24 protein-coding genes are annotated in these 26,110 nt (G+C 45.1%); 13 read left to right on the forward strand and 11 right to left on the reverse strand.

What is annotated here, in order from left to right:
- The first annotated feature begins 93 nt into the window (after nt 1-93).
- Together carB and QE357_RS02785 are read left to right on the forward strand one after the other, a co-directional pair.
- Complete coding sequence (carB, locus tag QE357_RS02780; protein ID WP_106636693.1) at nt 94-2,922, forward strand: carbamoyl-phosphate synthase large subunit; 2,829 nt, start codon at nt 94-96, stop codon at nt 2,920-2,922.
- Between the two features lie 234 nt (nt 2,923-3,156).
- Nucleotides 3,157-4,014 carry an alpha/beta fold hydrolase gene (locus QE357_RS02785; protein ID WP_106636694.1) on the forward strand — a complete coding sequence of 286 codons (858 nt, stop codon included), beginning with the start codon at nt 3,157-3,159 and terminating at the stop codon, nt 4,012-4,014.
- A 128-nt stretch (nt 4,015-4,142) separates the two neighbouring features.
- Here QE357_RS02785 and QE357_RS02790 read toward each other — a convergent pair whose 3' ends face one another.
- From QE357_RS02790 to QE357_RS02800, 3 genes are all read right to left on the reverse strand, one after another.
- Entirely contained in the window at nt 4,143-4,928 is a 786-nt protein-coding gene (locus QE357_RS02790) for a ferritin-like domain-containing protein (protein ID WP_309705663.1), read from the reverse strand.
- Nucleotides 4,929-4,946: 18 nt separating this feature from the next.
- Entirely contained in the window at nt 4,947-5,669 is a 723-nt protein-coding gene (locus QE357_RS02795; RefSeq protein WP_106636697.1) for a ferritin-like domain-containing protein, read from the reverse strand.
- Between the two features lie 370 nt (nt 5,670-6,039).
- Complete coding sequence (locus tag QE357_RS02800; protein ID WP_309705667.1) at nt 6,040-7,548, reverse strand: capsule assembly Wzi family protein; 1,509 nt, start codon at nt 7,546-7,548, stop codon at nt 6,040-6,042.
- A 137-nt stretch (nt 7,549-7,685) separates the two neighbouring features.
- Here QE357_RS02800 and QE357_RS02805 point away from each other — a divergent pair, with 137 nt between their 5' ends.
- Genes QE357_RS02805 through QE357_RS02820 form a run of 4 tightly spaced genes read left to right on the forward strand, consistent with a single transcriptional unit; the run spans nt 7,686 to nt 10,451 of the window.
- Nucleotides 7,686-8,318 (forward strand): NUDIX hydrolase N-terminal domain-containing protein, encoded by a 633-nt coding sequence (locus QE357_RS02805; RefSeq protein ID WP_106636700.1) that lies wholly within the window; start codon nt 7,686-7,688, stop codon nt 8,316-8,318.
- A 29-nt stretch (nt 8,319-8,347) separates the two neighbouring features.
- Nucleotides 8,348-8,593, forward strand: a complete 246-nt coding sequence (locus tag QE357_RS02810; RefSeq protein WP_309705669.1) for a DUF4834 family protein — start codon at nt 8,348-8,350, stop codon at nt 8,591-8,593.
- Nucleotides 8,594-8,596: 3 nt separating this feature from the next.
- On the forward strand, nt 8,597-9,436 hold the full coding sequence (prmC, locus tag QE357_RS02815) for a peptide chain release factor N(5)-glutamine methyltransferase (protein ID WP_309705671.1): 840 nt from the start codon (nt 8,597-8,599) through the stop codon (nt 9,434-9,436).
- A gap of 46 nt (nt 9,437-9,482) precedes the next feature.
- Nucleotides 9,483-10,451, forward strand: a complete 969-nt coding sequence (locus QE357_RS02820; protein ID WP_106636703.1) for a MoxR family ATPase — start codon at nt 9,483-9,485, stop codon at nt 10,449-10,451.
- Nucleotide 10,452: 1 nt separating this feature from the next.
- Here QE357_RS02820 and QE357_RS02825 read toward each other — a convergent pair whose 3' ends face one another.
- From QE357_RS02825 to nadC, 3 genes are all read right to left on the reverse strand, one after another.
- Nucleotides 10,453-10,971, reverse strand: a complete 519-nt coding sequence (locus QE357_RS02825; RefSeq protein ID WP_309705674.1) for an O-acetyl-ADP-ribose deacetylase — start codon at nt 10,969-10,971, stop codon at nt 10,453-10,455.
- Between the two features lie 141 nt (nt 10,972-11,112).
- Nucleotides 11,113-12,117, reverse strand: a complete 1,005-nt coding sequence (gene nadA, locus QE357_RS02830; protein WP_307141951.1) for a quinolinate synthase NadA — start codon at nt 12,115-12,117, stop codon at nt 11,113-11,115.
- 115 nt (nt 12,118-12,232) lie between these two features.
- Nucleotides 12,233-13,084: a carboxylating nicotinate-nucleotide diphosphorylase gene (gene nadC / locus QE357_RS02835; RefSeq protein WP_309705678.1), complete on the reverse strand. Its 852-nt coding sequence runs from the start codon at nt 13,082-13,084 to the stop codon at nt 12,233-12,235.
- 175 nt (nt 13,085-13,259) lie between these two features.
- Here nadC and QE357_RS02840 point away from each other — a divergent pair, with 175 nt between their 5' ends.
- From QE357_RS02840 to secDF, 3 genes are all read left to right on the forward strand, one after another.
- Nucleotides 13,260-13,418: a hypothetical protein gene (locus QE357_RS02840; protein ID WP_309705680.1), complete on the forward strand. Its 159-nt coding sequence runs from the start codon at nt 13,260-13,262 to the stop codon at nt 13,416-13,418.
- Between the two features lie 68 nt (nt 13,419-13,486).
- Nucleotides 13,487-13,843 (forward strand): hypothetical protein, encoded by a 357-nt coding sequence (locus QE357_RS02845; RefSeq protein WP_157830321.1) that lies wholly within the window; start codon nt 13,487-13,489, stop codon nt 13,841-13,843.
- 124 nt (nt 13,844-13,967) lie between these two features.
- Entirely contained in the window at nt 13,968-17,045 is a 3,078-nt protein-coding gene (gene secDF, locus QE357_RS02850; protein ID WP_309705683.1) for a protein translocase subunit SecDF, read from the forward strand.
- Nucleotides 17,046-17,444: 399 nt separating this feature from the next.
- Here the strand turns inward: secDF and QE357_RS02855 are convergent, their stop codons facing one another.
- Complete coding sequence (locus QE357_RS02855; RefSeq protein ID WP_106636709.1) at nt 17,445-17,936, reverse strand: dihydrofolate reductase; 492 nt, start codon at nt 17,934-17,936, stop codon at nt 17,445-17,447.
- 124 nt (nt 17,937-18,060) lie between these two features.
- Nucleotides 18,061-18,705 (reverse strand): helix-turn-helix domain-containing protein, encoded by a 645-nt coding sequence (locus QE357_RS02860; protein WP_106636883.1) that lies wholly within the window; start codon nt 18,703-18,705, stop codon nt 18,061-18,063.
- A 224-nt stretch (nt 18,706-18,929) separates the two neighbouring features.
- On the opposite strand from QE357_RS02860, the gene QE357_RS02865 reads away from it, so the two are divergent.
- Entirely contained in the window at nt 18,930-19,385 is a 456-nt protein-coding gene (locus QE357_RS02865) for a sterol desaturase family protein (RefSeq protein ID WP_232793684.1), read from the forward strand.
- Nucleotides 19,386-19,518: 133 nt separating this feature from the next.
- On the opposite strand, the gene ffh is transcribed toward QE357_RS02865, so the two are convergent.
- Nucleotides 19,519-20,850: a signal recognition particle protein gene (gene ffh, locus QE357_RS02870; RefSeq protein ID WP_309705688.1), complete on the reverse strand. Its 1,332-nt coding sequence runs from the start codon at nt 20,848-20,850 to the stop codon at nt 19,519-19,521.
- 223 nt (nt 20,851-21,073) lie between these two features.
- Here ffh and QE357_RS02875 point away from each other — a divergent pair, with 223 nt between their 5' ends.
- Nucleotides 21,074-22,303, forward strand: coding sequence for an NADP-dependent isocitrate dehydrogenase (locus tag QE357_RS02875; protein ID WP_309705690.1), 1,230 nt, complete (start codon nt 21,074-21,076; stop codon nt 22,301-22,303).
- 76 nt (nt 22,304-22,379) lie between these two features.
- Here the strand turns inward: QE357_RS02875 and QE357_RS02880 are convergent, their stop codons facing one another.
- Nucleotides 22,380-22,541 carry a hypothetical protein gene (locus QE357_RS02880; RefSeq protein ID WP_157830322.1) on the reverse strand — a complete coding sequence of 54 codons (162 nt, stop codon included), beginning with the start codon at nt 22,539-22,541 and terminating at the stop codon, nt 22,380-22,382.
- 227 nt (nt 22,542-22,768) lie between these two features.
- On the opposite strand from QE357_RS02880, the gene QE357_RS02885 reads away from it, so the two are divergent.
- Nucleotides 22,769-23,992 (forward strand): putative sugar nucleotidyl transferase, encoded by a 1,224-nt coding sequence (locus QE357_RS02885; RefSeq protein WP_307141955.1) that lies wholly within the window; start codon nt 22,769-22,771, stop codon nt 23,990-23,992.
- Here QE357_RS02885 and QE357_RS02890 read toward each other — a convergent pair.
- Nucleotides 23,989-24,651 (reverse strand): oxidoreductase, encoded by a 663-nt coding sequence (locus QE357_RS02890; RefSeq protein WP_307141956.1) that lies wholly within the window; start codon nt 24,649-24,651, stop codon nt 23,989-23,991. The two genes, QE357_RS02885 and QE357_RS02890, sit on opposite strands and share 4 nt — an antisense overlap.
- Before the next feature lie 552 nt (nt 24,652-25,203).
- On the opposite strand from QE357_RS02890, the gene sucD reads away from it, so the two are divergent.
- Nucleotides 25,204-26,094: a succinate--CoA ligase subunit alpha gene (gene sucD / locus QE357_RS02895; RefSeq protein ID WP_106636715.1), complete on the forward strand. Its 891-nt coding sequence runs from the start codon at nt 25,204-25,206 to the stop codon at nt 26,092-26,094.
- Nucleotides 26,095-26,110 lie beyond the last annotated feature (16 nt).

A 26,110-nucleotide genomic window follows, 5' to 3' on the forward strand; every position in this document is an offset into this window, starting at 1 on the left:
ATGTTGATCGTTATTTAGTCCGTGTTAATGATGTCTGCGTTGAAAATCAACGAATTATCATTGATAATGGCTTGTTAACAGATACCTGAAAAAATGCCCAAAAATCCCGACATCAAATCCGTCCTGATCATTGGCTCTGGTCCCATTATCATCGGTCAGGCTTGCGAGTTCGACTATTCTGGCTCTCAGGCAGCCCGCTCACTCAAAGAAGAGGGCATCGAGGTCATTCTGATCAACTCCAATCCCGCTACTATCATGACGGACCCCATTAGTGCCGATCATGTGTATCTAAAGCCGTTGGAGCGAAAGTCCATCATTGAGATTCTTGAAAAACACAAGGTTGACGCCGTTTTGCCGACAATGGGAGGCCAGACGGCGTTAAATTTAGCTATCGACTGTGACAAGGCCGGTATCTGGAAAAAGTACGGGGTGGAAATCATTGGGGTTGACATTGACGCCATTGAGACGACCGAAGACCGCGAAAAATTCCGCCTGAAAATGCTGGAATTGGGCGTTGGTGTTTGTAAAGGACGTACCGCCCGTTCGTTCCTGGAAGGAAAAGAAATCGCTCAGGAGGTAGGTTTTCCTCTGGTAATCCGCCCTTCATTTACCCTTGGTGGAACAGGTGGTGGTTTCGTGAATGACCCCAAGGAATTTGATGAAATGCTGAATCGGGGCTTGCACGCTTCGCCAACGCATGAAGTACTGATTGAGCAATCGATTCTGGGATGGAAGGAATACGAGCTGGAGTTACTCCGCGATGGTGATGGTAACTTCATCATTGTTTGCTCGATTGAAAACTTTGACCCAATGGGAGTTCACACCGGCGATTCTGTAACGGTGGCTCCTGCCATGACGCTGCCTGATACCCTGTATCAGAAAATGCGTGACATGGCTATCATGATGATGGATGGCATCGGGAAATTTGCGGGTGGATGTAACGTTCAGTTCTCGGTTAACCCCGAAAACGACGCTATCATCGCCATTGAGATTAACCCTCGCGTCTCACGTTCGTCGGCTCTGGCTTCAAAAGCGACCGGTTATCCTATCGCGAAAATTGCTGCGAAAATGGCCATCGGTTACCGTTTGCACGAACTGATCAACCCCGTTACGGGCAGCACGTCAGCGTTCTTCGAGCCTGCCATTGACTACGTGATCGTTAAAGTACCCCGCTGGAACTTCGATAAATTCAAAGGTTCAGATCGTCGTCTAGGACTTCAAATGAAGTCGGTAGGCGAAGCCATGGGTATTGGCCGCAACTTCCAGGAGGCTCTTCAAAAAGCCTGTCAGTCGCTGGAGATCAAGCGAAATGGCATGGGTGCTGATGGGAAAGAACTGACGGATCAGAATGCCATCCTACACTCCCTGGCTAATCCTTCCTGGAATCGTCTGTTCCATATTTATGATGCTTTCCGTTTAGGAATTTCGTTCAAGAAAATTCAGCAATTAACAAAGATTGACCGCTGGTTCCTGTATCAGGTGGAAGATCTGGTTCGTCTGGAGAAGGAAATCGAGAAACATACACTCGATACGATTTCGAAAGATTTATTGGAAGAAGCCAAGGTAAAAGGCTTCGCCGACCGTCAGATTGCTCACATGATCGACTGTCTGGAAAGCCAGGTGTATGAGAAACGTAATGAGCTGGGTATCAAACGGGTCTACAAATGCGTAGATACTTGTGCGGCTGAGTTCGAAGCGAAAACGCCTTACTTCTACTCAACGTTTGCTAGTGGTTCACAGGCAGAAGATAACGAGTCTGTTGTTTCGAATAAGAAAAAAGTAGTCATCTTAGGTTCAGGACCGAACCGGATTGGTCAGGGGATCGAATTCGATTATTCCTGCGTTCACGGCGTGTTAGCGGCGAAAGAAGCAGGGTACGAAACGATCATGATTAACTCGAACCCTGAAACAGTATCGACGGACCCTGACATTGCTGATAAATTATACTTTGAACCCGTATTCTGGGAGCATGTGTACGACATTATTCAGCATGAAAAACCTGAAGGGGTAATCGTTCAGTTGGGTGGTCAGACGGCTCTGAAACTGGCAGAAAAACTTTCCAAATACGGTATCAAAATCATCGGAACGAGCTTCGAAGCTCTGGATTTAGCCGAAGATCGCGGAGCCTTCTCAAGCTTGCTTCGTGAACTGGATGTGCCTTATCCATTATTCGATACGGTTGAATCCGCTGATCATGCGGTGGAAGTAGCTCGCACGCTGGGTTACCCGCTGCTGGTGCGTCCTAGCTACGTATTAGGGGGCCAGTCGATGAAGATTGTGATTAATGAAGAAGAACTGGAACAACACGTGGTGAATACACTCCGTGACATTCCAGGCAATAAAATCCTTCTGGATCACTTCCTAGAAAACGCAATCGAAGCGGAATCTGATTCCATCTGTGACGGTGAAAATGTATACATCATCGGAATTATGGAGCACATTGAACCCGCAGGTATTCACTCGGGAGATTCTCACGCGGTATTACCAACCTTTGATTTGAGCGAAAACGTACTCAAGCAAATTGAGGAATACACTAAGAAAATCGCGGTTGCTCTGAAAACCAAAGGCTTACTGAATATTCAGTTTGCCATTAAGGATGAAAAAGTGTACATCATTGAGGCTAACCCCCGGGCGTCTCGTACGGTGCCTTTCATCTGTAAAGCTTACCAGGAACCTTACGTTAATTACGCAACGAAGGTAATGTTGGGTGAGAATAAGGTAACGGACTTCAAGTTCAATCCGGTGAAAAATGGGTATGCGATTAAGATTCCGGTATTCTCATTTAACAAATTCCCCGGAGTAAATAAAGAACTCGGGCCTGAAATGAAGTCAACGGGTGAAGCCATTTACTTCATTGATGATCTGACGGATGAAGTCTTCCAGAAGATTTACGCCGAGCGTAACTTATATCTGAGTCGATAAATAATCCCGCTTTTCTTACGAGCCTCGCTTCTTCTGGAGCGAGGCTTTTTTATGAATTAACTTATCATGATTTGAGATAATATTTCCCAGGGTATGAACTGATACTCTGAACATTGGGGATTCTGTTCATCAACTTTTATAAGGCTCATTTTCCTCTGCGAGGGAACGTCTTTTTTCTGATAATAGCCGTATTATGTACCATCGACCATTGTTTTGGTCTCAACTCACCTATGTATGGCTTATATTGAAACCGCTCCCGGTGTTCAGGTCTTTGTAGAAGACTGGGGACAAGGACAACCTGTCGTTTTTCTTCACGGCTGGCCTTTAAATCATAAAATGTTTGAATATCAGGTTAATCAGATCGCAAATCATTATCGCTGTATTCTGATTGACCGTCGCGGCTTCGGGGATTCTGATAAACCCTGGCAGGGTTATGATTACGATACCTTATCGGACGACCTGGCTGCTGTGCTGGACGCTCTGGATCTGTACGATGTAACATTGGTTGGGTTCTCGCAGGGAGGTGCTGAAGCCATTCATTACATGGCCCGTCATCAAGGCAGACGCGTATCAAAGCTCGTATTGTTAGGAGCTGCTGCTCCTCATATGCTGAAAACGGAAGACTTCCCCGATGGCGTGGACAAAAGTACGTTCGATGAAATGATTGAGAAGTCACTTCAGGACCGGGCGGCTTTCATTGAAGATTTCTCAAAGCAGTTCTTTGGGGTTAGTTTACTCAACAACCCGGTAAGCAGCAAATTAGCCGATTGGTTCCACAGCCTTGCTATGGAAGCTTCGCCCAAGGCAACGGTAGAAAACGTACTTACTTTCAGCCAGGCGGATCTTCGGGCCGACTTGCCAGGTATTACTGTGCCAACGCTTATCATTCATGGTACAAGTGACCAAGTAGTGCCTTTTGAAATCTCTGGTAAGTTACTTTCAGAGAATATTCCTAATTCGCAATTGATAGCTTACGAAGGAGCTCCTCACGGATTCTTCTATACCGAATGGCCTCGACTGAATCAGGATTTACTTGATTTTTTTGCCACTCCGGTATTAACAGAAACAATCACGACTACGACTACCTGGTAGTAAACCAGAATAGATGATTAATAGAAAAAAGAAGATTTAGGTCTTCCTTTTTCTGTTTTATTAAGGTCGGATAAAAAGAAAAGGGACTGTAAAGCCCCTTTTCTTTTTATAAATAAGTTTTGCCCGAATTAAGCAAGGAACAATTTAGCGATGCTTAATACCTGATCTTTACCTAGGGGTTCATCGAAACCTTCGCTAAGCGTATTTTTATCTTGGCCAGCAATTTTGCCTACCAGTTCAACACCGCCTTGCTCAGTATTCAATTCACCTTCATAAATAGCAGGAACCGCAGGAGCCATGCCATTTTCCATGCCATTCCCCACAATCCAGCCTTTCTGGCCACGGATACTGCGAACAACTGCCGCGTGACGAGCTTCAACCGCATGGATCTGAAGAGCAACCTGTAATAAATCAGGAGATTCCATCAGGTTTTTAGCTTCGTTTTTATACGCCCGTACACCTAAGTCTTCAAAAGATTGCGATACAACCAGGAAGGTTTGGTAATTGGTGAATACGTCTGGATAAGCTGCGTAAGTAAACTTAGGCTTTTTAGCATCGGCAGATAAGCCTAATGCACCTTCCAATAAACGAACGTGTGCCGTTTCATGTTTGCTGATGGTTTCAAAGACTTCACGCTGACTCTGAGGAATGATGCCACTCTGAACACCCTTCATGTAGTAATCTGCTTCGAGGTATTCTAACGTTAATGCGTACTCCAGTACACCGCGGGTTTGAGTGGGTAAATCAGCACCATAAGCTTTATTAACTACGGATGCGAAAAGAGTAGGTAGTGCCGCCAGAGCAGTAGCTTTAGCTCCATTTTTCAGGATGTGACGGCGATTATAGAAGGATAAACGTTCACCTGATTCAGGATCAAGTTCATCAATTTTTGCGAAAAGTTCAAACAAGTTCATAATAGCAAATAGGGTTAGTTATTTAGGTAAGTTTACACCAGAAATTTTGGTTTTGATAAACGTTTGAGCGATAGGCAATACTTCTGCGAAGGTCATTGCTTTATCTAAACCATTGGCATCAACCTGGCCGCCTGTAAACTGACCATTGAAACCCTCCAGTAAAGTACTTATGATGGCTGCGTGACGAGCTTCCACCGAAACGATTTTACCAGCAAGAAGCAGGTAAACAGGTGTTTTTAGAAATTTACCTGCTCCATTATAGGCAGCTACACCCAGGTTTTCGAACGCTTTTGCTGTTGCCAAAACACTGGCACGGCTTGTGAAATCGATGGCTGAGAAATTAACCTCCAGCGAAGGAATAACCAGGCTTGGAGCAGCAGCAGAAATCGCAGTTTTAAAGAAATCGCGGTGAGCTACTTCGTGGTTTTTGAGGTCAGTCATGACCGTCAGTTCCTGTGAAGTGATACCCGAATACGGAGTAGCTACGATTTGCGTGTAAAAAGCGGCTTCCAATTGTTCCAGTGCATAAGCGTAGTTAAGAATTCCTACGTCTCCTGAACCTAAATCAACCGTACCGTCTGGAATGGGGTTACCATTGTGATCCGTACAAGAAGAAGCATAGATAGCAGCAGCGGAGAGAGAGGCTAAGCTAGCAGATTTGAGGAAGGTCCGGCGACCTAAAGCCGCTTTGTTTTCCGAAGTCGTACCGGAAGAAGTAGACTTGTTTGATGAACTGATCATAAATTTTATTGAAAAAGGATTAGTAAATATAGATTAATACCTTGGGTTGATAGTAATTGTACTTAATGAATGAAAACGTCTTTACTAGATACTATTGATCAAAATCTTGCAATTAACAAAAGTCAATTATGATCGCAAAGATATACGTTGTTATTGAGTACTTAGATTGGCGGTTTAGAAAAAAAATAGAAATTATTTTAACTCATTTACTGAAAGTGAACTATTGATAATAAATAGTATACTTTCAATAGAATGGACTCTAATTAGTACTTAACTATTGGTAGGTTACGAGAAATTGCCAAATCTTCATGTAAAAAACCTTACCAAAGGCTTATAAATATATTTTGAATAGAAATGAGTAATTTATTTCTTACTTACCATTTTTCCACGTTTTGGATAAAGACAGAAATGCCCCAATGCGGGAACGATATAAATCACCTTGGTCGTAAGCAACTTTACCTGCTATGGAAAGGCCATTTAGATAGTTAGGACTAGTCTTTAGTAGTAAGAGAGAAGAAAACTGATGGGCCGGAGTAGGAAAAGGAAAACTGTACGTACCTCGATTGAGGGTATAGGTTAATCGGGCCTGGAGAATTATTTTCCCCAACAGTAACCCATCACCTGCCAAATGAAATCCTGTTACCCGATTGACTGGAAAATAATTTTCAGTGTGCGGTAAATTTTCGTTAGCTAATTCCCGATGCAAGGGTAGTAATGGGGTTCCAATGGCCTTATCATAATAAGACCAGCCCTGTACATACTGGGAGTGATTGAAGTAATTATCCCCTCCCTGAAAACGAGCGGTAATATCAAAAGTTGATCCGGCCTGGTCGTTCGTGGTCAGAAACTCAAAAAGTAATTTATTGAGCCGGGTAGACTTATCATAAGCATGCGGAAGGCTCCAGCTTAATCCATATAATCCGTCAAAGTGATTAAGAAATAATAAACCCGAAAGATCTTCGAAAATATGCTGGTGGTAGAATAACAATGATTGTCTTTCTCCTTTCACCGTCAAGGCAATGTCATAATTTCCTAAATGGTTGCCTACCCGGTTTTCGCCGTCAAAGCCCGTAAACCGATCGTTTTCGCGTTCCTGAGAAAGTTGCCCAAGTAAGATGCCCCATAAGAAATCTTTGGGAGCCGTAGTCAGGTGTCCATTTACAGCTACGGGGGAGTTTTTCAGATACTCTGCATGCCCACCCCACTGCACCATGTGATTAATGCCGAAGTAGAAGGCAACCTTGCCGCCGGGTTTTCCGAAACGGCCATGCAGTGATTTGTAGTGCAGGTAAGCTCCCTGGATATAAGGAACGTCAAACCAGCCGTGAGCAAAACTTGCTTTTAAAGCAACGAAGTTATTGAGGAATTTCAGAGGAATAAATCCGGCTGTTCCGATCTGAATTTTAGGAATGGGTAACGCATTATTTGACCAGACGATAGAACCGGAAGTAAGGGTGGTATCAGTAATGCCAATTAATTCTTTCCGGCGACCTCCCCAGAGTTCTACTCTTCCGTAACGCAACTTGGCATAAGCTTCGGGTAATACAAACTGTTTTTCAGGTCCGGTAATCTGAACGCCTTCTACGCCTAAACCCCAATCAAGTTTACGACGATTAGCTTTATTTGAATCGGGTAAGGCGGTGGCAAAATTCAGCGAGGCTCCAGCCCGGAAGATACCCGCTGGGCCTTTGAGGGGTATTAGCCCAAATTCATTGGCTCTTAACCAGAAAGGAGTTTGTTGATCTCCGCCCGTTAAGCCATCGGCCTGAATGTGAATTTCATAGGGTTTTCTGAATTGAGCAGACAAGCTGCCCGTTGCCCCCAAAAGCAATCCGCAGCTAAAAAGAAATAATTCTAAGGGGTGGGGGCGGAGGGCCATGTTATAATATAGAGGAATAAAATAATTACCTAAAGGCAGTAATACTAACAGAATAAATAAAAAGTTGTTTATGAATTTTCCGTGAACTCTTTAGGTCGCCTTCTATTTTTGTAGATATATTCCTCTTCCAAACAGCTATGAGTAAACTACTTGAAATCGCTAAAAGGCTTAACGCACTGGCTCAGGCAGGGTTAACCTATTCGCCTAATGCGTATGATCTGGAGCGTTTTTCGGAGATTCGGGAAATCAGTGTGGAACTGCTCCATGAATTGACGGATGAACCCATTGAAAAAATAGCTCCGCTTTTTGCTAGTGGAATAGGAGAATACCCAACGCCCAAAGTTGATGTTCGAGCAGTGGTGTTTCGGGGAGAAGATGAGTTGTTAATGGTTCAGGAAAAAATTGACCATTTACGCTGGACCTTACCGGGTGGCTGGGCCGATGTGGGGTACACGCCCTCGGAAATTGCCGTTAAAGAAACCGAAGAAGAAACGGGCCTGATCGTTAAACCTGTTCGCCTCCTGGCCGTCTTGGATAAACGCCAGCATCCCCATCCACCACAGCCCTGGTACGTTTATAAATTTTTTATTCGTTGTGAAGTAGTTAGTGGCGAAATTCGTAGCGATGGACACGACATTGGGCAAGTTCGCTGGGTTCGCCGAACGGAATTACCGGAGCTTTCGTTGTCAGAAGACCGTGTCACGGCTTCACAGCTCGAAATGCTATTTACATTTGTAACAAATCCCGATGCTCCGGCGTTGTGTGATTAAGGTGTCGTTAAAAATTTAGACTTAACGAAATGATATTCAAGATCTTTTTGGTCATCATGGCCATTGGTTTCATATTTCCCCGCATCGTGCGTTGGGTATTCCGTTTATTTTTGAAAGAACAATTTTCCCGTGTTGAACGGGAGTTTCGTCAGGATCAGCAGCAATCCAGCCAGTCGCGTCCCCGCGAAGGAAAAATCAATGTAGATTATGCACCTCCCCGAAAAGAGGGTTATAAAGGGGGCGATTACATTGATTATGAGGAGGTGAAGGACTAGTTTATGACCGCCCAGGTACTCTTTCGTCAGCTTACCCAACCGCTTTCTGAACTCTACGATACCAACGAAGCCAAATCCATTGCTTATCTGGTTTTGGAGGGGCGTTATGGCCTTACCCGAACGCAGGTTTTAATGGACCTACCCGTGACTGCACCAGTTATGGATATAGAAGGCATTATCGAACGCCTGAAAAACCAGGAACCCGTGCAGTATGTATTGGGTGAAGGCCATTTCTACGGGCGAACCTTCACCGTAGCTCCCGGCGTATTAATTCCCAGACCCGAAACTGAGGAACTGGTTCACTGGGCTTTACAGGAATTGAAAACGAGGAAAACTCCACAGTTACTGGATATTGGAACGGGCTCGGGCTGTATTGCTCTGACCCTGGCCGCCGAACGCCCGGATGCTCAGGTAACGGCTTTTGATATTTCGGAAGAAGCTTTGACTATTGCCCGGGAAAATGCTCAGCGGCTAGCTGTTACGGTAGCGTTTCAGCAGGGGAATGCATTAGACCCTGAAGAGTTACCCGCTTCGCTTTTCGACGCCATTCTTTCAAACCCACCTTACGTAAAAGCATCAGAATCGCAGGAAATGTCGGCACACGTGCTGGAACATGAACCTCATCTGGCTTTATTTGTAGAAGATAACGATCCGCTTATTTTCTACCGGGCTATTGCTCAGTACGCTTTTTCACATTTGACTAGCAAGGGCTTCTGTGCCGTAGAAATCAATCAGGCTTTGGGATTGGAAACGGTTGAGGAGTTTAAAAAAGCAGGTTTTTCAAACGTGGAGTTACGGCAGGATTTATCGGGTCGGGATCGGATGGTTATGGCCCGGCTTTAAACGGAATTTTCATTAAATATTTTACCTGAATTAGTTAAATACTTCTATGGCCGATTTGCAACATGCCCGGAAAATCAAGCAGATGTTTGCTGAAATGAGCAAAGTCGTGGTAGGACAGGAACGTCTGCTTAATCGCCTGCTGATTGGTTTATTTACGGGTGGCCATATTTTGCTGGAAGGAGTACCCGGACTAGCAAAGACATTAACGATTAATACACTGGCGAAAGTGCTGGATCTGGATTTCCACCGAATTCAGTTTACGCCCGATTTATTACCCGCCGATTTGGTCGGGACGATGATTTTTGACCGAAAACTGGATGATTTTCGGGTTCGGAAAGGCCCTGTCTTTGCCAACCTAATTCTGGCAGATGAGGTGAATCGGGCTCCTGCTAAAGTACAGTCGGCCCTTTTGGAAGCCATGCAGGAAAAGCAGGTAACCATTGGAGATCAGACTTTTCCGCTAGATAAGCCTTTTTTCGTCATGGCGACGCAAAACCCCGTGGAACAGGAGGGAACCTATCCGCTTCCCGAAGCCCAGGTAGACCGTTTTATGATGAAAGTATTCGTAGACTATCTGGATAAGCAGGACGAGCTGGAAGTCATGCGACGGATGACCAATATGGAGGCCGTCTACGAAGTACAGCCCATTTTGAGTAAGGAAGAAATCTTCGCGATTCGGAAAGAAATTAACCAGATTGCCATTTCAGAAACCCTTGAACATTACATCATCGAGCTGGTTTTTGCGACGCGTAGGCCACTCCAATATGGCTTGAAAGAAGAAGCCCGTTACATTCAGTTTGGAGCGTCTCCCCGGGCCAGTATTGCTCTGAATTTGGGAGCTAAAGTGCTGGCTTACTTTGATGAACGCGATTACGTTTTACCCGAAGATATCAAGGAAATAGCCCCGGATGTATTGAACCATCGGGTTATTCTAAACTACGAAGCCGAAGCCGACGGCATTTCCAGTTTGCAGGTAATTGATTCCATTCTACGAAGAGTAGCCATCGGTCGATAACTCAATATTCCTCCAATCGTTTACGATAAAGAGCGGCATTATCCGCCTCAAAGCAAACGAAAATTACCCGCTCGAAAGCGTCTGGATGCTGGTTAATAAAACTCCGAACGGTTTCAACGGCGACTTCCGCAGCAGCAGCTTTGGGGTAACCGTACACTCCGGTACTAATGTTTGGAAAAGCAATGGTTTTCAGGTTGTTCTGAACGGCTAGTTTCAAACTGGAAGTATAACAGTTAGCCAACGTTTCTGGCTCTTTTTGCTTGCCTCCGTGCCAGATAGGCCCTACCGTATGAATTACTTTCTGAGCGGGTAACTTTCCGGCTGTAGTGATAACTGCCTGCCCCGGCATACAGCCGCCCTGTAAAGCACGGATGGCTCGACATTCTTCCAGAATGGCTGGTCCTCCAGCCCGGTGAATGGCACCGTCAACGCCACCTCCGCCGAGTAAGGAAGAATTGGCTGCGTTAACAAGGACATCGACTGCCAGTTTAGTAATGTCTCCCTGAATAACTTCTATCATTTGAGTGGTTGGTTAGTCGTTGTTGGAATGGGTAAATATATATACCATTCGGATTGATTACCCTAGTAAACGAAGCATCCCGAAAGTTCTAAAACTTTCGGGATGTTAAATTTATAACAACTAGTAACCAGCAACGATCAACTACTTACTAATCTCCAACATGGCCTTTACGGCTTTCAGAGCTTTCACGCGGGTTTCTTCGGGAACCTGAATTTCGGGCATTTCGTAATACATGCAGTTATAAAGCTTTTCAACCGTATTCATCTTCATGTAGGGACATTCCGAACAGGCACAGAAGTTATTTTCATTGGCCGGAGCTGGAATAATCAGCTTGTCGGGATTGGCAATTTTCATCTTGTGCATAATGCCCGCTTCCGTTGCTACGATAAACTCCTTATTCGGCGACGTTTGCACATAAGCCAATAAACCCGTGGTACTTCCCACGTAATCGGCTTCCATCAGAATATCTTCTTTACATTCGGGGTGAGCGACTAATAAAGCGTTCGGATGTTCGGCCCGGAGTTTAGCCAGTTTCTCCCGGGAAATATCGATATGAACAATGCAGGCACCGTCCCAGAGAATCAGGTCACGTCCTGTTTTCTTCGCTACAAAACGGCCCAGGTTCGCATCAGGAGCAAAGATGATCTGACGATCTTTTGGAATGGATTCAACGATTTTCAGAGCGTTTGACGACGTACAGATAATATCCGTCATGGCTTTGATATCGGCAGTACAGTTGATGTAACTCACCACCAAAGCTTCGGGATATTGAGCTTTGAAGGCTGCGAAATCTTCCTTAGGAGCCGAATCGGCCAGTGAGCAACCCGCGTTGAAATCAGGAATTACGACTTTTTTATTCGGATTGAGGATTTTGGCCGTTTCACCCATGAAGTGAACCCCACAAAAGACGATCATATCGGCAGTAGTTTCCTCGGCAGCCTGAGCCAGACCAAGACTATCCCCCACAAAATCGGCTAAATCCTGAATTTCACCGTCAACGTAATAATGGGCCAGAATAACCGCATTTTTCTCCTTCTTCATCCGAAGGATTTCAGCCTTTAAATCAACATTTTTAGGGACAGAGCGACTGATATAGCCAATTCGATTGACTTCCTCCTCAGGGCTCATGGGAAATACAGCAGGCATAAATTCTTTTAGTTTGGAGTTTTGGAAGTTTTGAGTTTTGAGTTGAGGGTTGTAGCGTTCTATTAACTCCTAACCCCAAACGCAAAACTCTAAACCCAAAACATTTTTCTCGTTGTTACCAGGCTTTCAGGCTTAAGTCTAGGCTTTTGACCTGATGCGTTAATGCTCCTACCGACACGTAATCTACGCCGCATTCGGCATAAGTGCGGATGGTTTGTTCATTGATGCCACCGGAAGCCTCCGTGGGGTATTTTCTATTGACCCGACGAACGGCTTCCCGCATGTCTTCAAAGCTGAAGTTATCGAACATAATCCGGTGCAGCAACTGCGTTTCACCTACGCGTAAAACCTCATCCAGCTCCTTCAGGTTTCGTACTTCAATCTCAATTTGCAGATTTTTACCCGTTTCTTTCAGGTAGTTATTCGCCTTGGTAATGGCGGCCTCGATACCTCCGGCATAATCCACGTGATTATCCTTAATCAGAATCATATCGTATAAGGCGTACCGATGATTTACCGCTCCACCAATACGGGTTGCCCATTTTTCGCAAATGCGGAAATTTGGCGTGGTTTTACGGGTATCGAGCAACTTACATGGTAAATCTGCAATCAGATCAGCGAGGCTTTGGGTGTAGGTGGCAATACCGCTCATGCGTTGCATGCAGTTCAATACCAGCCGCTCCGCTTTCAAAATGGATTGGGAACGACCTTCTACTGTTAAGACAATGTCGCCTTTCTGAATAGCCGTACCGTCGTTCAGTAATAATTCTACTTTTAGCTCTGGATCTACTTCGGCAAAGATGAGCTGAGCCAGTTCTACACCAGCCACAATTCCGGTATCTTTTACCAGCAACCGAGCCCGCCCCGTGGCCTCAGCGGGAATGGTTGAAAGCGAGGTATGATCGCCATCGCCAACGTCTTCCTGAAGAGCCAGGCGTATAAATTCGTGAATATCTTGTCCGTACATAATGAATCGTGAGTGGTCCAATACAGCCTCGTTTCCGGGGCGAAAATAATGGATTTCGTAAAGAGTAAGTCCTTTCAGGCCTTTTATCCTATAATGGTTTCAGAAGCCATTTATAATTCGTTCTTTGAAAATTAATGAAAAACGCTAACCCGCTGTTGCTATAAAAATACTTCCCTTGGTTAAAGAAGACTTTCAAAAACAATCATTCATTGCGGAAGGATTAAGCGAGCAAGAATGGCTCGACTTACGCAAACAACTTTGGCAGAAAGGGCTGAACGTGAGAAATGAATGCATTCGTCCGGGAGAAAATCAGCGAAAGGAATCAGTTGAGTAAAGTATTTTTGAAGAAATCAGGGAAAGATGCTTTGCCTTTCCAAGGAAATTGTTATTTTCGTCCCCCAAATGAAAAAATCACGTTCCATAGCACGGGTATTCAGCTTGTTTCTGGCAAGTGTGTTACTGATTGCTTCGGTTGCAGTGAAAGGAGTGTCGGCAAGACCTTTGCCGCTTCCCGCCGCTCAGACTGAAAAATCAGACCATACTTCCGGTACGCCTAAAGCAACCGTGCAGGCACTTTCCCCGATGGCGACAGTCACGGTGGCCGATTTTTCATTTACGCAGGACTTCTACCTGCTGCCACCAGCGGTTTATAGTTTTGAAACGGTAAAACCGCAACCGACGTCGATTGGAATTACCCAATTCCGACTTCCTTATCATGAGGTGCTTTTTGAGCATGTCATATCTCCGAACGCTCCGTAGTTTCGGGTGAATGGGCAGCCTGTTTCGCTTTCCTTTTCCTCCTTCTATTAGTAACCCCCTTTTCCCTTTTATTTATACTCCAATGACTTTTCGTAATTGCGAATAGTCAAAAGCTCAATTCTCCATGCAAAATCGTGGTGTTATAGTGGCTTTAACCGGCGTATTTGCCGCGTTATGCCTCTACTACCTCTCTTTCACGTTCGTGTCGCAGGATTACAAGAAAAAAGCGATCGAATACGCTACTGACCTCAAAACGGGTGAAGTAGACAAAGCTAAAAAACAACGCTACATCGACTCTTTGTGGAAAGAAGATGTATGGTTGGGAAGTACGCTTCAACAAGTTACCGAGCGTGAACTGAACCTGGGTCTTGACCTCCAGGGCGGTATGCACGTGATGCTGGAAGTTTCTCCGGCGGACATCATCAAGTCCCTTTCAGGTAATAGCCGTGATCCTAAATTTCTGGAAGCTTTGGCCGCTACTCAGAAAGAACAGGGTAACTCACAGTCTAACTTCGTGGATGCCTTTGCCAGTAACTTCAAACGTCTGAACCCAGACAAAAGACTGGCTGACATTTTTGCAAACGCCACGAACCGTGCGACAATCAACTTCCAGACTTCTGATGCAGACGTAGTGAAGATGATCAAAACGGAAATGGACGGTGCTGTGGATCGTGCCTTCCGCGTTATTCAGCAACGTGTGGATAAATTCGGGGTATCTAACCCTAACATCCAGCGTATTCCTAACTCAGGTCGTATTCAGGTTGAATTAGCTGGGGTAGACGATCCTGCTCGGGTGCGTAAACTGTTGACGGGTTCTGCGAAACTGGAATTCTGCGAAGTATACGAATTACAGGAATATGCTCCTGCTTTAGACGGACTGGGTAACATCTTACTGGAAGAAGAGCGTGAGCAAAGTGCGGCCCTGAAAAGCCCCGCTACGCAAAAGTCTTCTGCCGATACGGCTGCGAAAGCAAATGGGGGCTTAGCTTCTGCTTTAACAAAAAAAGATTCAGGTACTGCTAAAACCGATACCGCGAAGTCAGCTAATGCGGGTACGGCTTTAACGAAACTGTTCATCCCTATGCAGGATGGACTGGGTGTGGCGGTAAAAGATACGCCTCGCGTGAATGCTCTTTTAGCTCGTAACGACGTTCGTGCCTTATTCCCCTCAGATCTGAACTTTGCGTATGAGTCTAAGCCTCGTAACATCAACAATAAGGACATTATGGCTTTGGTGGCGGTAAAACGCGGCCCGAACGGTGAAGTTCCTTTAGATGGCTCAGTAATCACCAACGCAACGCAGGATTACGATCAGAGTGGTCGCGTGGACGTTTCCATGCAAATGAACGCCGAAGGTGCTCGTAAATGGAAAAACCTGACGGGTGCTAACGTAGGTCGTCGTATTGCTATTTTGCTGGATGGTTATGTACAATCAGCTCCCGTAGTAAACGGCGAGATTCCTAACGGTAACTCTAGCATCTCGGGTAACTTCACGCTGGAAGAAGGTAAAGATTTAGCAACGGTACTGAAAGCGGGTAAACTGCCTGCTCCAACCACTATTGTAGAAGAGGCCGTTATTGGTTCTACTCTGGGTTCTGAAGCTGTTAACGCGGGTATTATTTCATCGGTAATTGGTCTGGTAGTAGTGCTGTTGTTCATGATCGCTTACTATAACCGATCAGGATTTATTGCCGATATCGCTCTGTTAATCAACTTATTCTTCCTGTTGGGTATCATGGCCTCTTTAGGCTCGGTATTGACCCTGCCTGGTATTGCTGGTATCGTGTTATCGATTGCGATGGCGGTGGATGCGAACGTACTGGTGTTCGAGCGGATTAAGGAAGAATTGGCTCTCGGAAAGCCCATGAAACTGGCCGTAGCGGATGGTTTCAAAAACGCTACGTCCTCAATCATTGACTCCAATGCTACGACGATGTTATCTGGTCTGATTCTGTTATTCTTCGGAACGGGTCTGATCTTAGGCTTCGCCGTAACGCTGGTAATTGGTATCATTACTTCGCTGTTCGCTGTATTCCTCGTGAGCCGCGTATTGATGGATACCTGGGTAGATAAAGGCTGGAAAATCAACTTCGTTTCTAATCTGACGAAAAACTGGTTCAAAGATTCATCTTTCGACTTCGTATCGAAACGTCGTCTGTACTACACCATTTCTTCGGTAATCATCGCGGCGGGTATTATTTCTGTAGTAATCAAAGGATTTGGTTTAGGCGTAGACTTTAAAGGTGGTCGTACGTACGTGGTACGTTTCGACAAGAGTGTAAGCACGGATGAAGTTCGTGATGCCCTGACTGCTCCTCTGGATGGTGCTCCTGAAGTAAAAACGTACGGTGGTAGCGGTATCGGTGGTAATCAGGTATTAGTTACAACGGATTACCTCGTAGATCAGACGACTGTTGAGTCTGATCGTGAAGCTCAGAACAAATTGCTTCAGGGTGTTAGCAAAATTGGTAAAGCAGAAGTATTGAGTTCATCCAAAGTTGGCCCTACGATTGCCAACGACATGATTTTCTCATCGCTGTACTCCATCCTGGCGGGTATTGCTGTTGTATTTGCGTACATCCTCCTTCGCTTCAAGAAGCTGGCCTTCGGTTATGGAGCAATGGTGGCCGTATCGCACGACGTTCTGATTATCCTGGCGATCTTCTCGATCTTCAATGGCTTCCTGCCTTTCTCACTGGACGTAGATCAGTCGTTCGTAGGAGCCTTACTGACGATTATGGGTTACTCCATGAACGATACGGTCGTTGTATTTGACCGGGTTCGTGAATACCTGCGGGAAGGCAGTGCGAAAAACGAGTCGATCCCAACGATTATTAACAACGCCCTGAACTCTACGCTGAGCCGTACGGCCGTAACGGGTCTTTCGACGATGCTGGTACTGATCGTACTATTCTTCTTCGGTGGTGAAACCATTCGTGGTTTCTCGTTCGCGATGTTGATTGGGGTTATCGTAGGTACGTATTCTTCGCTCTTCGTAGCAACGCCAATCGTGGTTGACTTCCTGAAAAAAGATCAGGAGAAAAACGCTCTGGCCGCTAATGAAGTGAAAGTGGTAAAACCTGTGGATAAATTTGCAGTTCCTTCTCCCGAAGATTTCCTGATCGAAGGTGAAGAGCAGCAGGTTCCTGAGGAAAAAGCGAAGAAAGAGAAAAAGGATCGCATCATTAAGCCGAAACTTTAATCAGTTAACCGTTTTTGGTTGTTAGTTGACAGGTAATGATACTGTATAAATTGACAACTGAAAACGAATAACTGACAACTATCATAAAACAGGCCTGCCGAAGTTCGGTAGGCCTGTTTGCTTTCTGAACGAATCGTAATACATGTATTAAAACTCTACGGGTAATACGTACCGGAAATGAAAGAAATAGCGGCTCTGGGAAAGGATAACCAGAGGGGAAACGAATGCTAACTGCGTCCAGCACTACTTCAGGTTGCGGCCTGAAATCAATAGGAAATGAATAGATAATCTTGCATAACTGCTGATTGCGGCAAGAGAACAGTTATACGAAAACAGGAGAGTAATCAATGCTGCGAAACAGATTTCTAAAGTAAAAAAGCTACCCCAAACGAAGCATGACTACTTACGAACGAAGGTAACAAAAGAATAAGCTACAGAATGCTTTTCGTCAGCGGGATGATCCTCTCGCTTAATTAACTCAAAATCAGCCGGATCGAATGCCGGGAAATAAGCATCGCCTTTGAATGCTCCGTGAATGAAGGTTAACTCCAGTTGATCGGCCTTGGGTAAGGTTTCAGTATAAATTTGAGCTCCCCCCAAAACGATGACCTCTGCTTCATCACGGTATCGTTCTAATGCTTCTTCAATACTGCTTACTACTTCGAAACCCGGATCTACCTCATAATTTGGTTGACTGGTAACCACAATATTGCCTACTTCCGACCAGAGACGATCAGGGGTATCATAGCTCTTTCGTCCCATGATGGTTTTCTTTCCGCGGATCAGTTGCTCAACGTGGGCGTGATCGTTTGGTAAAGAAGGCCAGGGAAGTATCCCATGATTGCCAATTAGGCGATTGGAATCCATCGCAGCTACGAGTGTAATTTTCATGCCAAGTATATCGAGGTAAAAGATAGGCTTCTACTTCAAAAATAGTAAGCTCTTGGTTAAGTATCCAAACTAAAACTGCCAGCAAAGAGCCGGCAGTTCAGTACATTGGGGTATGATTTTGAAATCAGGCCGCCATGCTGAAATGGTCAGCAGTTTCGTCGGGGCTGATTTTCAGAACGTTGGCAAGCGTTAAGGTAATGAGCGTTTTGGAGGCCATCCAAAGTGGAATTCGGGCAATTTGCGAGAAAAGATCAACGGTAATATCAGCATGTTCGCCCAGATATTTCATTAATACTTCTTCTTTCCGACCGTATTTGAACTTGATGTCCTGCACACGGTCTTCCCATTTCAGAATTTGCCGAACTTCCTTACTAGCCTGAATCGAACGGTCATTGACCCGGACGTAGGTTTTCTTTTCCTGTTTGGCAGCATCCAAACTTACATAATGCGGACGTTGCTGACTGCGGGGAATACGAAAGACCAGCACTTCGCGGTCATTTTCGACGTAAACTCGTTCGAGGGTATATTCAATCTCAGGGAAGCAATACTTTTCAATGGCCCGACAGAGGATAAACTCATCGTCGTCGGCGAATTTCAAACCGGGAACGGATTTGTCGTCGCCTACTCCGACTAATAGGAGCCCCCCCTGTGTATTCGCGAAAGCGACAATCTCGCGGATAATTTTTTCGGGATGGTTTGCTTTGAGCTTGAATTCCAGCCGTTCGCTTTCACCTTTCTTCACCAATTCTTTCAGGGCTCGAAGATCCATCGTGCCACGTACACTGCGGGTTGCGGTTTTCTCCGCCATTCCCGACCAGCCATCCTTCATGACCATCGTAGTTAGAGGGTTTCTCAAATTTACTTAATCGATTCAAAGAAAAAAGCCTTCTCTTTGAAATATTTTTTACTTCTGAAAAAGGATTTTCTTCCCGAAAAATTCCAAACATTTCGACCTGATTTGTCGTTTCATTTCAGGTATCATTCGATCACATTATGGAGCTGTTCTGGAATATTTTAATTGCTATCGGAACGTTTTTTCTCATGGAAGCTGTAGCCTGGTCTACGCATAAATACATTATGCATGGCTGGCTGTGGTCCTGGCATGAAGACCACCATAATCATCATCCCGGCTTTTTTGAAAAAAACGATTATTTCGCCGTGGTGTTTGCTACCGTAGCGATTTCTTTGATTATTGCTGGATTACAAGTCCCCGGTTTGGGTTTTCTTTTATGGATGGGGGTTGGAGTTACGGGCTACGGCATCTTCTACTTTATCTTTCATGACGTAATCGTACATCGTCGCATCAAGATCAAATTTGTAGCCAGATCCCGCTATATGAAACGTATGATGCGGGCTCATTATATTCATCATAAAGTTCATACCAAGCGGGGAGCCCAAGCCTTCGGCTTCCTATATGCCCCTAAGAAGTTTGAAAAGATGAAAATGTAGTAGTTTTCAGTCGTCGGTTTACTGTTTTCAGTTCTAGCAGCAATAGTATGGTTCAAATAAAAAGAGAAGTCCTTCCCATGTGTGGAAGGACTTCTCTTTTTTAACTGAAAACTGAAGACGGTAAACCGACAACTTACTTCTTGAGCATATTCATGTTAGGCAGTTTCATTTTGCCGTCCTGGACTTTGTTCATGGTTTTCATCATTTTCCGCATCTCTTCGAATTGCTTCATGAGGTTGTTCACCTGCTGAATGCTTGTTCCTGAACCTGCGGCAATCCGGCGGCGACGTGAACCGTCAATTAAATCCGGGTTTTTACGTTCTTTCAACGTCATTGAGCTAATAATGGCTTCGATGGGTTTGAAAGAATCATTGCTGATATCCACATCTTTAATCGCTCCACCCAGACCCGGAATCATGCCCATCAAATCCTTGATATTACCCATCTTCTTGATCTGCTGCAACTGCGAGTAGAAATCTTCGAAGTTGAACTGGTTCTGACGAATCTGCTTGTTAATGCGGTTGGCTTCGTCTTCGTCAAAGGCTTGTTGAGCCCGCTCCACCAGCGAAAGCACGTCCCCCATGCCAAGGATACGGCTTGCCATACGATCAGGGTAGAAGATGTCCAAATCTTCCATTTTCTCGCCCGTCGACATGTATTTGATGGGCTTATTAACCACCTGACGAATCGAAAGGGCCGCACCCCCGCGAGAATCCCCGTCTAACTTAGTTAAGACTACGCCGTCAAAATTCAGACGATCGTTGAAGGTCTTGGCCGTATTAACGGCATCCTGACCCGTCATCGAATCCACTACGAAAAGCGTTTCGGTGGGTTCAATGGCTTTCTTCACGTTCTCAACCTCCTGCATCATGGCCTCATCAATCGCCAGACGACCGGCGGTATCGATGATGACTACGTTTTTGGAGTTCTTCTTGGCGTATTCAACGGCATTGCGGGCAATTTCAACGGCGTTTTTATTATCAGGCTCTGCGTAAACTTCTACACCGATTTGCTCTCCCAGGGTTTGAAGCTGGGCAATAGCCGCCGGACGATAAATATCGCAAGCAGCAACGATTACCTGGCGGCCTTGTTTCTTGATGCTATTAGCTAGCTTTCCAGTAAAGGTAGTTTTACCCGAACCTTGCAGACCCGCAATCAGAACAATGGCAGGAGAACCTTTCAGATTGACGCTTTCAGCCTGACCGCCCATCAGAGCTGTCAGTTTATCGTGAACAATCTTTACCAGCATCTGGCCGGGTTCTACCGCGATCATGATTTTCTGACCGATGGCTTCGTCCCGGATCTGGTCCGTAATATCTTTAGCTACTTTAAAGTTAACGTCGGCGTCTGTCAGGGCCCGGCGAATTTCTTTAACGGTCGAGGCCACGTTTACATCCGTAATCTTGCCGCTACCTTTCAGCGTACGGATGGCTTTATTGAGCTTGTCCTGTAAATTATCAAACATGGTGAATAAGGAAATGCTGTAAAGTGTGGCCTAATGAGAGCCTTGCATAAGCTTTAGAATCCCTCTACAGATCGTATTTTTTGTATTTTCCTGCAAAGTTACCATTCCCAATTGAGTAATTGAATAGATAAAATGGTATAAACTGTTTTTTTTTAGCTTCATTTCCCTGTCCTGCTTACCTTTGGGGTTCAATTCATTACCTGACTCTTTCCGACGTCTAATCATGCAGAAAATTAAAGTAGCGAACCCAGTCGTTGAACTCGATGGGGACGAAATGACCCGAATCATCTGGAAGTTTATCAAGGAAAAGCTTATTCTTCCCTATGTTGATGTCGATATTAAATATTACGATTTAGGAATCGAATACCGTGACGAGACGAATGATCAGGTGACGGTAGATGCAGCAAACGCTATCAAAAAATACGGCGTTGGTATTAAATGTGCCACAATTACTCCAGATGAAGCTCGGGTGAAAGAATTCAACCTGAAGCAAATGTGGAAATCACCTAACGGAACGATCCGTAACATCCTGGATGGTACTGTATTCCGTGAGCCTATCGTTATGCAGAATGTTCCTCGTCTGGTAACGACCTGGACTTCTCCTATCATCGTAGGCCGTCACGCTTTCGGTGATCAATACCGTGCAACGGATTTCGTAGTTCCCGGAAAAGGGAAGCTGACGATGAAATTCGAAGGCGAAGACGGAACGGTACAGGAATATGAAGTATTTAACTTTCCCAGTGCTGGTGTTGCCATGGGTATGTACAACCTGGACGAGTCAATTGCTGGTTTTGCTCGTTCTTGCTTCCAGGTAGGTCTGCAAAAAGGCTGGCCTGTATACCTGTCTACGAAAAACACCATCCTGAAAAAATACGATGGTCGTTTCAAAGACGTATTCCAGGCTGTATTTGATGCTGAATTCGCTGAGAAATTCAAAGAAGCAGGCATTACTTACGAACACCGCCTGATCGATGACATGGTTGCCGCAGCTCTGAAATGGAACGGTAGCTATGTTTGGGCTTGTAAAAACTACGATGGTGACGTTCAGTCTGATACCGTAGCTCAAGGTTTCGGCTCTTTAGGTCTGATGACTTCTGTACTGTTAACTCCCGATGGTTCTGTAATGGAAGCAGAGGCTGCTCACGGTACGGTAACTCGTCACTACCGCGAACACCAAAAAGGTAACCGTACGTCTACGAACCCCATCGCTTCGATCTACGCTTGGACGCGTGGTCTGGCGTTCCGCGGTAAACTGGATGGTAACGAAGAACTGATTCGTTTCGCAACGGCACTGGAAGAAGTTTGCGTTGAAACCGTTGAAGCAGGTAAAATGACTAAAGATTTAGCCATTACCATCCACGGTAACAAAGTAAACCACGGTGAGCACTATCTCTACACCGAAGAATTCCTGGATGAGCTGGACAAAGGCTTGCAGGTAAAACTGGCGAAGTAATTAGAGATCGTCTGAGCTAATAAAAAGGCACTTATCCACAGGGGTAAGTGCCTTTTTTATGCGAGAAAGCGTAAGATTACATATCGTCTAATTCTTCTTCTTCGAAGTCATCCGTGTCTTCATATTCATAATCCTGCTCCGCTGTGAATTCGTCCATCTCTTCGGCAGGGTCCATGATATCTCCGCTTTCGTCCATGGGTTCATCAAAAAATTCGAAATCGTCTTCTGGTATATTCATAAGTTTTAGGTGTTAGATTATACTCAAATGTAAACGTAATGAAATCAATCATAAAAGACTCAAAAGGCCTTTTATTGTTTTATGAAATTTAAGAAAGGAACAGTCTGGCTGAAAAAGTCTGTAAAAATAGTTGATGAATTAATGATTGTATTTGCATAATATTAAGGCAAGTCTATCCCCACGCCTAATTTTTGCTTTACTTTGGCAGCAAATCCTAACACGGTCTTATGATTAATTATGTACTGTTTGATGGCCCGGAAGTTCGTCCCCATTTACTGCCACTGGTTTTTACCCGGCCCATGGCTGAATTAAGGATAGGCATTCGAACCATTACCGAAAAATGGACAGACTGGCTGGGAGTACAACCCACGCATTATACGCAGTCCTATTTACAGGAAAAGTACCCTTACAAGAAAGGTTCTGATACTATTTATATCCACGGTGGCCTCTGCCCCAGTGAGCGGCTCATTCGTTCCCTGGAAGAGCTAGAACCCGGCGAAGCCTTATTACAAGGTCCCATTCTGCTGGCGGTACGGGGAAAACACCTGCCTCTGGAAAGTTTAATACATGATAATCCTGCTTTTCATAAGCAATATTACTGGGATAAAGTAACTGTAGTTCAACGCCTGCCCGATCTGGTGGCTTATAATGGCGAACAAATAGCGGCGGATTTTGAACGCATTACAGAAGGCCGAACCAGCCAGCCTATTACGGATCGATTTACGGCCTATTACAATGAATCAAAGATATTTATTGAAGAAGGCGTAGAGTTACGTTCGGCGATTCTGAATGCTGAAAACGGCCCGATTTATCTGGGCAAAGACGTTCAGGTGCAGGACGGTGTAATCATCCAGGGACCCTTTGCTGCTTTAGAAGGAGCCGTTATTAATCTAGGTGGAAAAATGCGAAAAAGCACCACCATCGGCCCGCATTGCAAGGTAGGGGGAGAGATCAGCATGAGTATTCTCATGGGGTACTCGAATAAAGGCCACGACGGTTTTTTAGGGAATTCCTATCTGGCCGAATGGTGTAACCTCGGAGCGAATACCAATAACTCCAATCTGAAGAACGACTACGGTAACGTAAAACTCTACGATTATACCACCAAGCAACTCGAAGACACGGGTCGCCAATTTGTGGGATTGTTCATGGGCGATTACTCCAAAGCGGGAATTTCCACCATGTTTAATACCGGAACCGTCGTGGGCGTTAATGTCAACGTTTTCGGAGCGGGTTTCCCTCCTAAGCATATTCCTTCGTTTAGCTGGGGCGGAGCTGATACGGGTTTTGAACCCTATCGGTTTACCAAAGCGGTAGATGTAGCCCGCAATACGATGGACCGTCGCGGTAAGCTCTTTACCGAAATTGAAGAGGACATTTGGCGAACCATTTTTGCTCTGGAGCAAACGGTATCCATTCATTATACCGACGACGACGAAAGCGATCGTTAATACCTTTGTAAATCATTCGATTCAATGATATGCTGGCCAGGGACTTCCTGGCTGGCTATATCTAACATCGCCGAGGCTACCTTACTGGCCTGAATACCCTTGTATTTTCGCAAGGGTGGAACGAGTAAAGTGATGGGAGATAAGACCAGATCTACTACTTTGCCTAGTTCTTCACCCAAACGGAACTGCTTCCGTTTTCCCAATAACATGGAAGGTCTGAAAATAGTATAGTTTGGATAACCCAAAGCGGCAATCTGAGCTTCAACTTCGCCTTTGGTTTTACTATAAAAAATGGAAGACTGAGCGTTGGCTCCGATGGAGGAAACGAGTAAGTATTGCTTGGCTCCAGCTTCTAAAGCTAGTTTCCCGATTTTTACCGGATAGATTAAATCTACTTTCCGAAAAGCCTCTTTCGAACCTGCCTGCTTGATTGTTGTGCCCAGACAGCAAAACACGTCATCAGCTCCAGCAACGTCCTCAGAGCTAAGTTGATCAAAATCTACTACCCGTTCGTCGAGCTTGGGGTGTTTCAAATGCATGGGCCTGCGGACCAACGTGATTACCTTTTCGTACCGATCTGATTGCAGGAGTTTAAAAACCAGATAATTTCCCACTAGGCCCGAAGCTCCGATCAACAGAGCAGTTTTAGAAGAATGCATAGCTATACGTGATAAGACAGATAAAAGGTTTAAAAATCCGTACGAAGAAGCATAAGTCGAAAACTATCTGAATTTATAGCCTTCGGACCTTAATAGCGAATCATAGATTCTGAAACCTTCGCCAATTGAGAATATTGGTGTATAAAGTAACTCTTTCAAACGGTTCTCTCGAATGCATGAAAGATAATGCTCATGATTTGCTATCTTCTTTCCTGAGGGAGAGTGAATGGGAGGCTAACTCTTTCGCTTTGCTCTGAATGACAGGCTCCTGGGTCAACGATTATTTCGAAGATAGGAGGGGATGAGCTCACGCTATCCTTAGTTTATTTAAAATGTCATTTCAGGCAGGCTCTAAGAAAATTTTAAGCCTCTGAAAAGTTCAAAACCCACATTTCCAGAAAATAAAAGGGAGTACCTATACCTATTCACCCAAAAATATTAGCAGGGAAATTGCCGAACTGGTCTTAGCTTTCTACTTTTACGCCGGATTTTTCTGTTCTTTGCCAGAACAGCCACATTCTTTCCGAACTGGCCACTGCAAATCCCATCTCTATGAGTGTATTAGTTAACAAAGATTCAAAAATCATTGTACAAGGCTTTACGGGTTCGGAAGGTACCTTCCATGCCCAGCAAATGATTGAATATGGTACCCAGGTTGTTGGCGGTGTAACGCCCGGTAAAGGCGGCCAGAAACACCTGGACAGACCCGTATTTAACACGGTAGCAGATGCCGTGAAAGAAACGGGTGCTGACGTATCCATCATTTTTGTTCCCCCCGCTTTTGCTGCTGACGCCATCATGGAAGCCGCTGACGGAGGTATCAAAGTTATTGTAACCATCACAGAGGGTATCCCCGTGAAAGACATGGTTGCTGTGAAAGAATATGTACAGGGTAAAGATATTCGCCTCATTGGCCCTAACTGCCCCGGTATTATCACGGCTGAAGAATGTAAAGTAGGTATTATGCCTGGCTTCATCTTCAAAAAAGGAACCATTGGTCTGGTATCAAAATCAGGTACGCTGACATACGAAGCCGTAGATCAGTTAACGAAAGCTGGTTTAGGCCAGACGACGGCTATCGGTATCGGTGGTGACCCAATCATCGGAACGACAACGAAAGAAGCCGTTGAGTTACTGATGAACGATCCTGAAACGGAAGCAATCGTAATGATCGGTGAGATTGGTGGCGGCATGGAAGCCGAAGCTGCTCACTGGATCAAAGCAACCGGTAACAAAAAACCAGTAGTAGGTTTCATCGCTGGCCAGACGGCTCCTAAAGGACGCCGGATGGGTCACGCAGGTGCCATCGTAGGTGGTGCAGACGATACTGCTGAAGCTAAAATGAGAATCATGCGTGAATGCGGCTTATACGTTGCAGAATCGCCTGCCGTTATTGGTGAAACCATGCTGAAAGCTTTAGCTGACCGCAAGGCAAACGCGTAAGAGATTATTCTGTAAT

Source organism: Siphonobacter sp. SORGH_AS_0500 (assembly GCF_031453245.1).
Taxonomy (GTDB): Bacteria; Bacteroidota; Bacteroidia; order Cytophagales; family Spirosomataceae; genus Siphonobacter.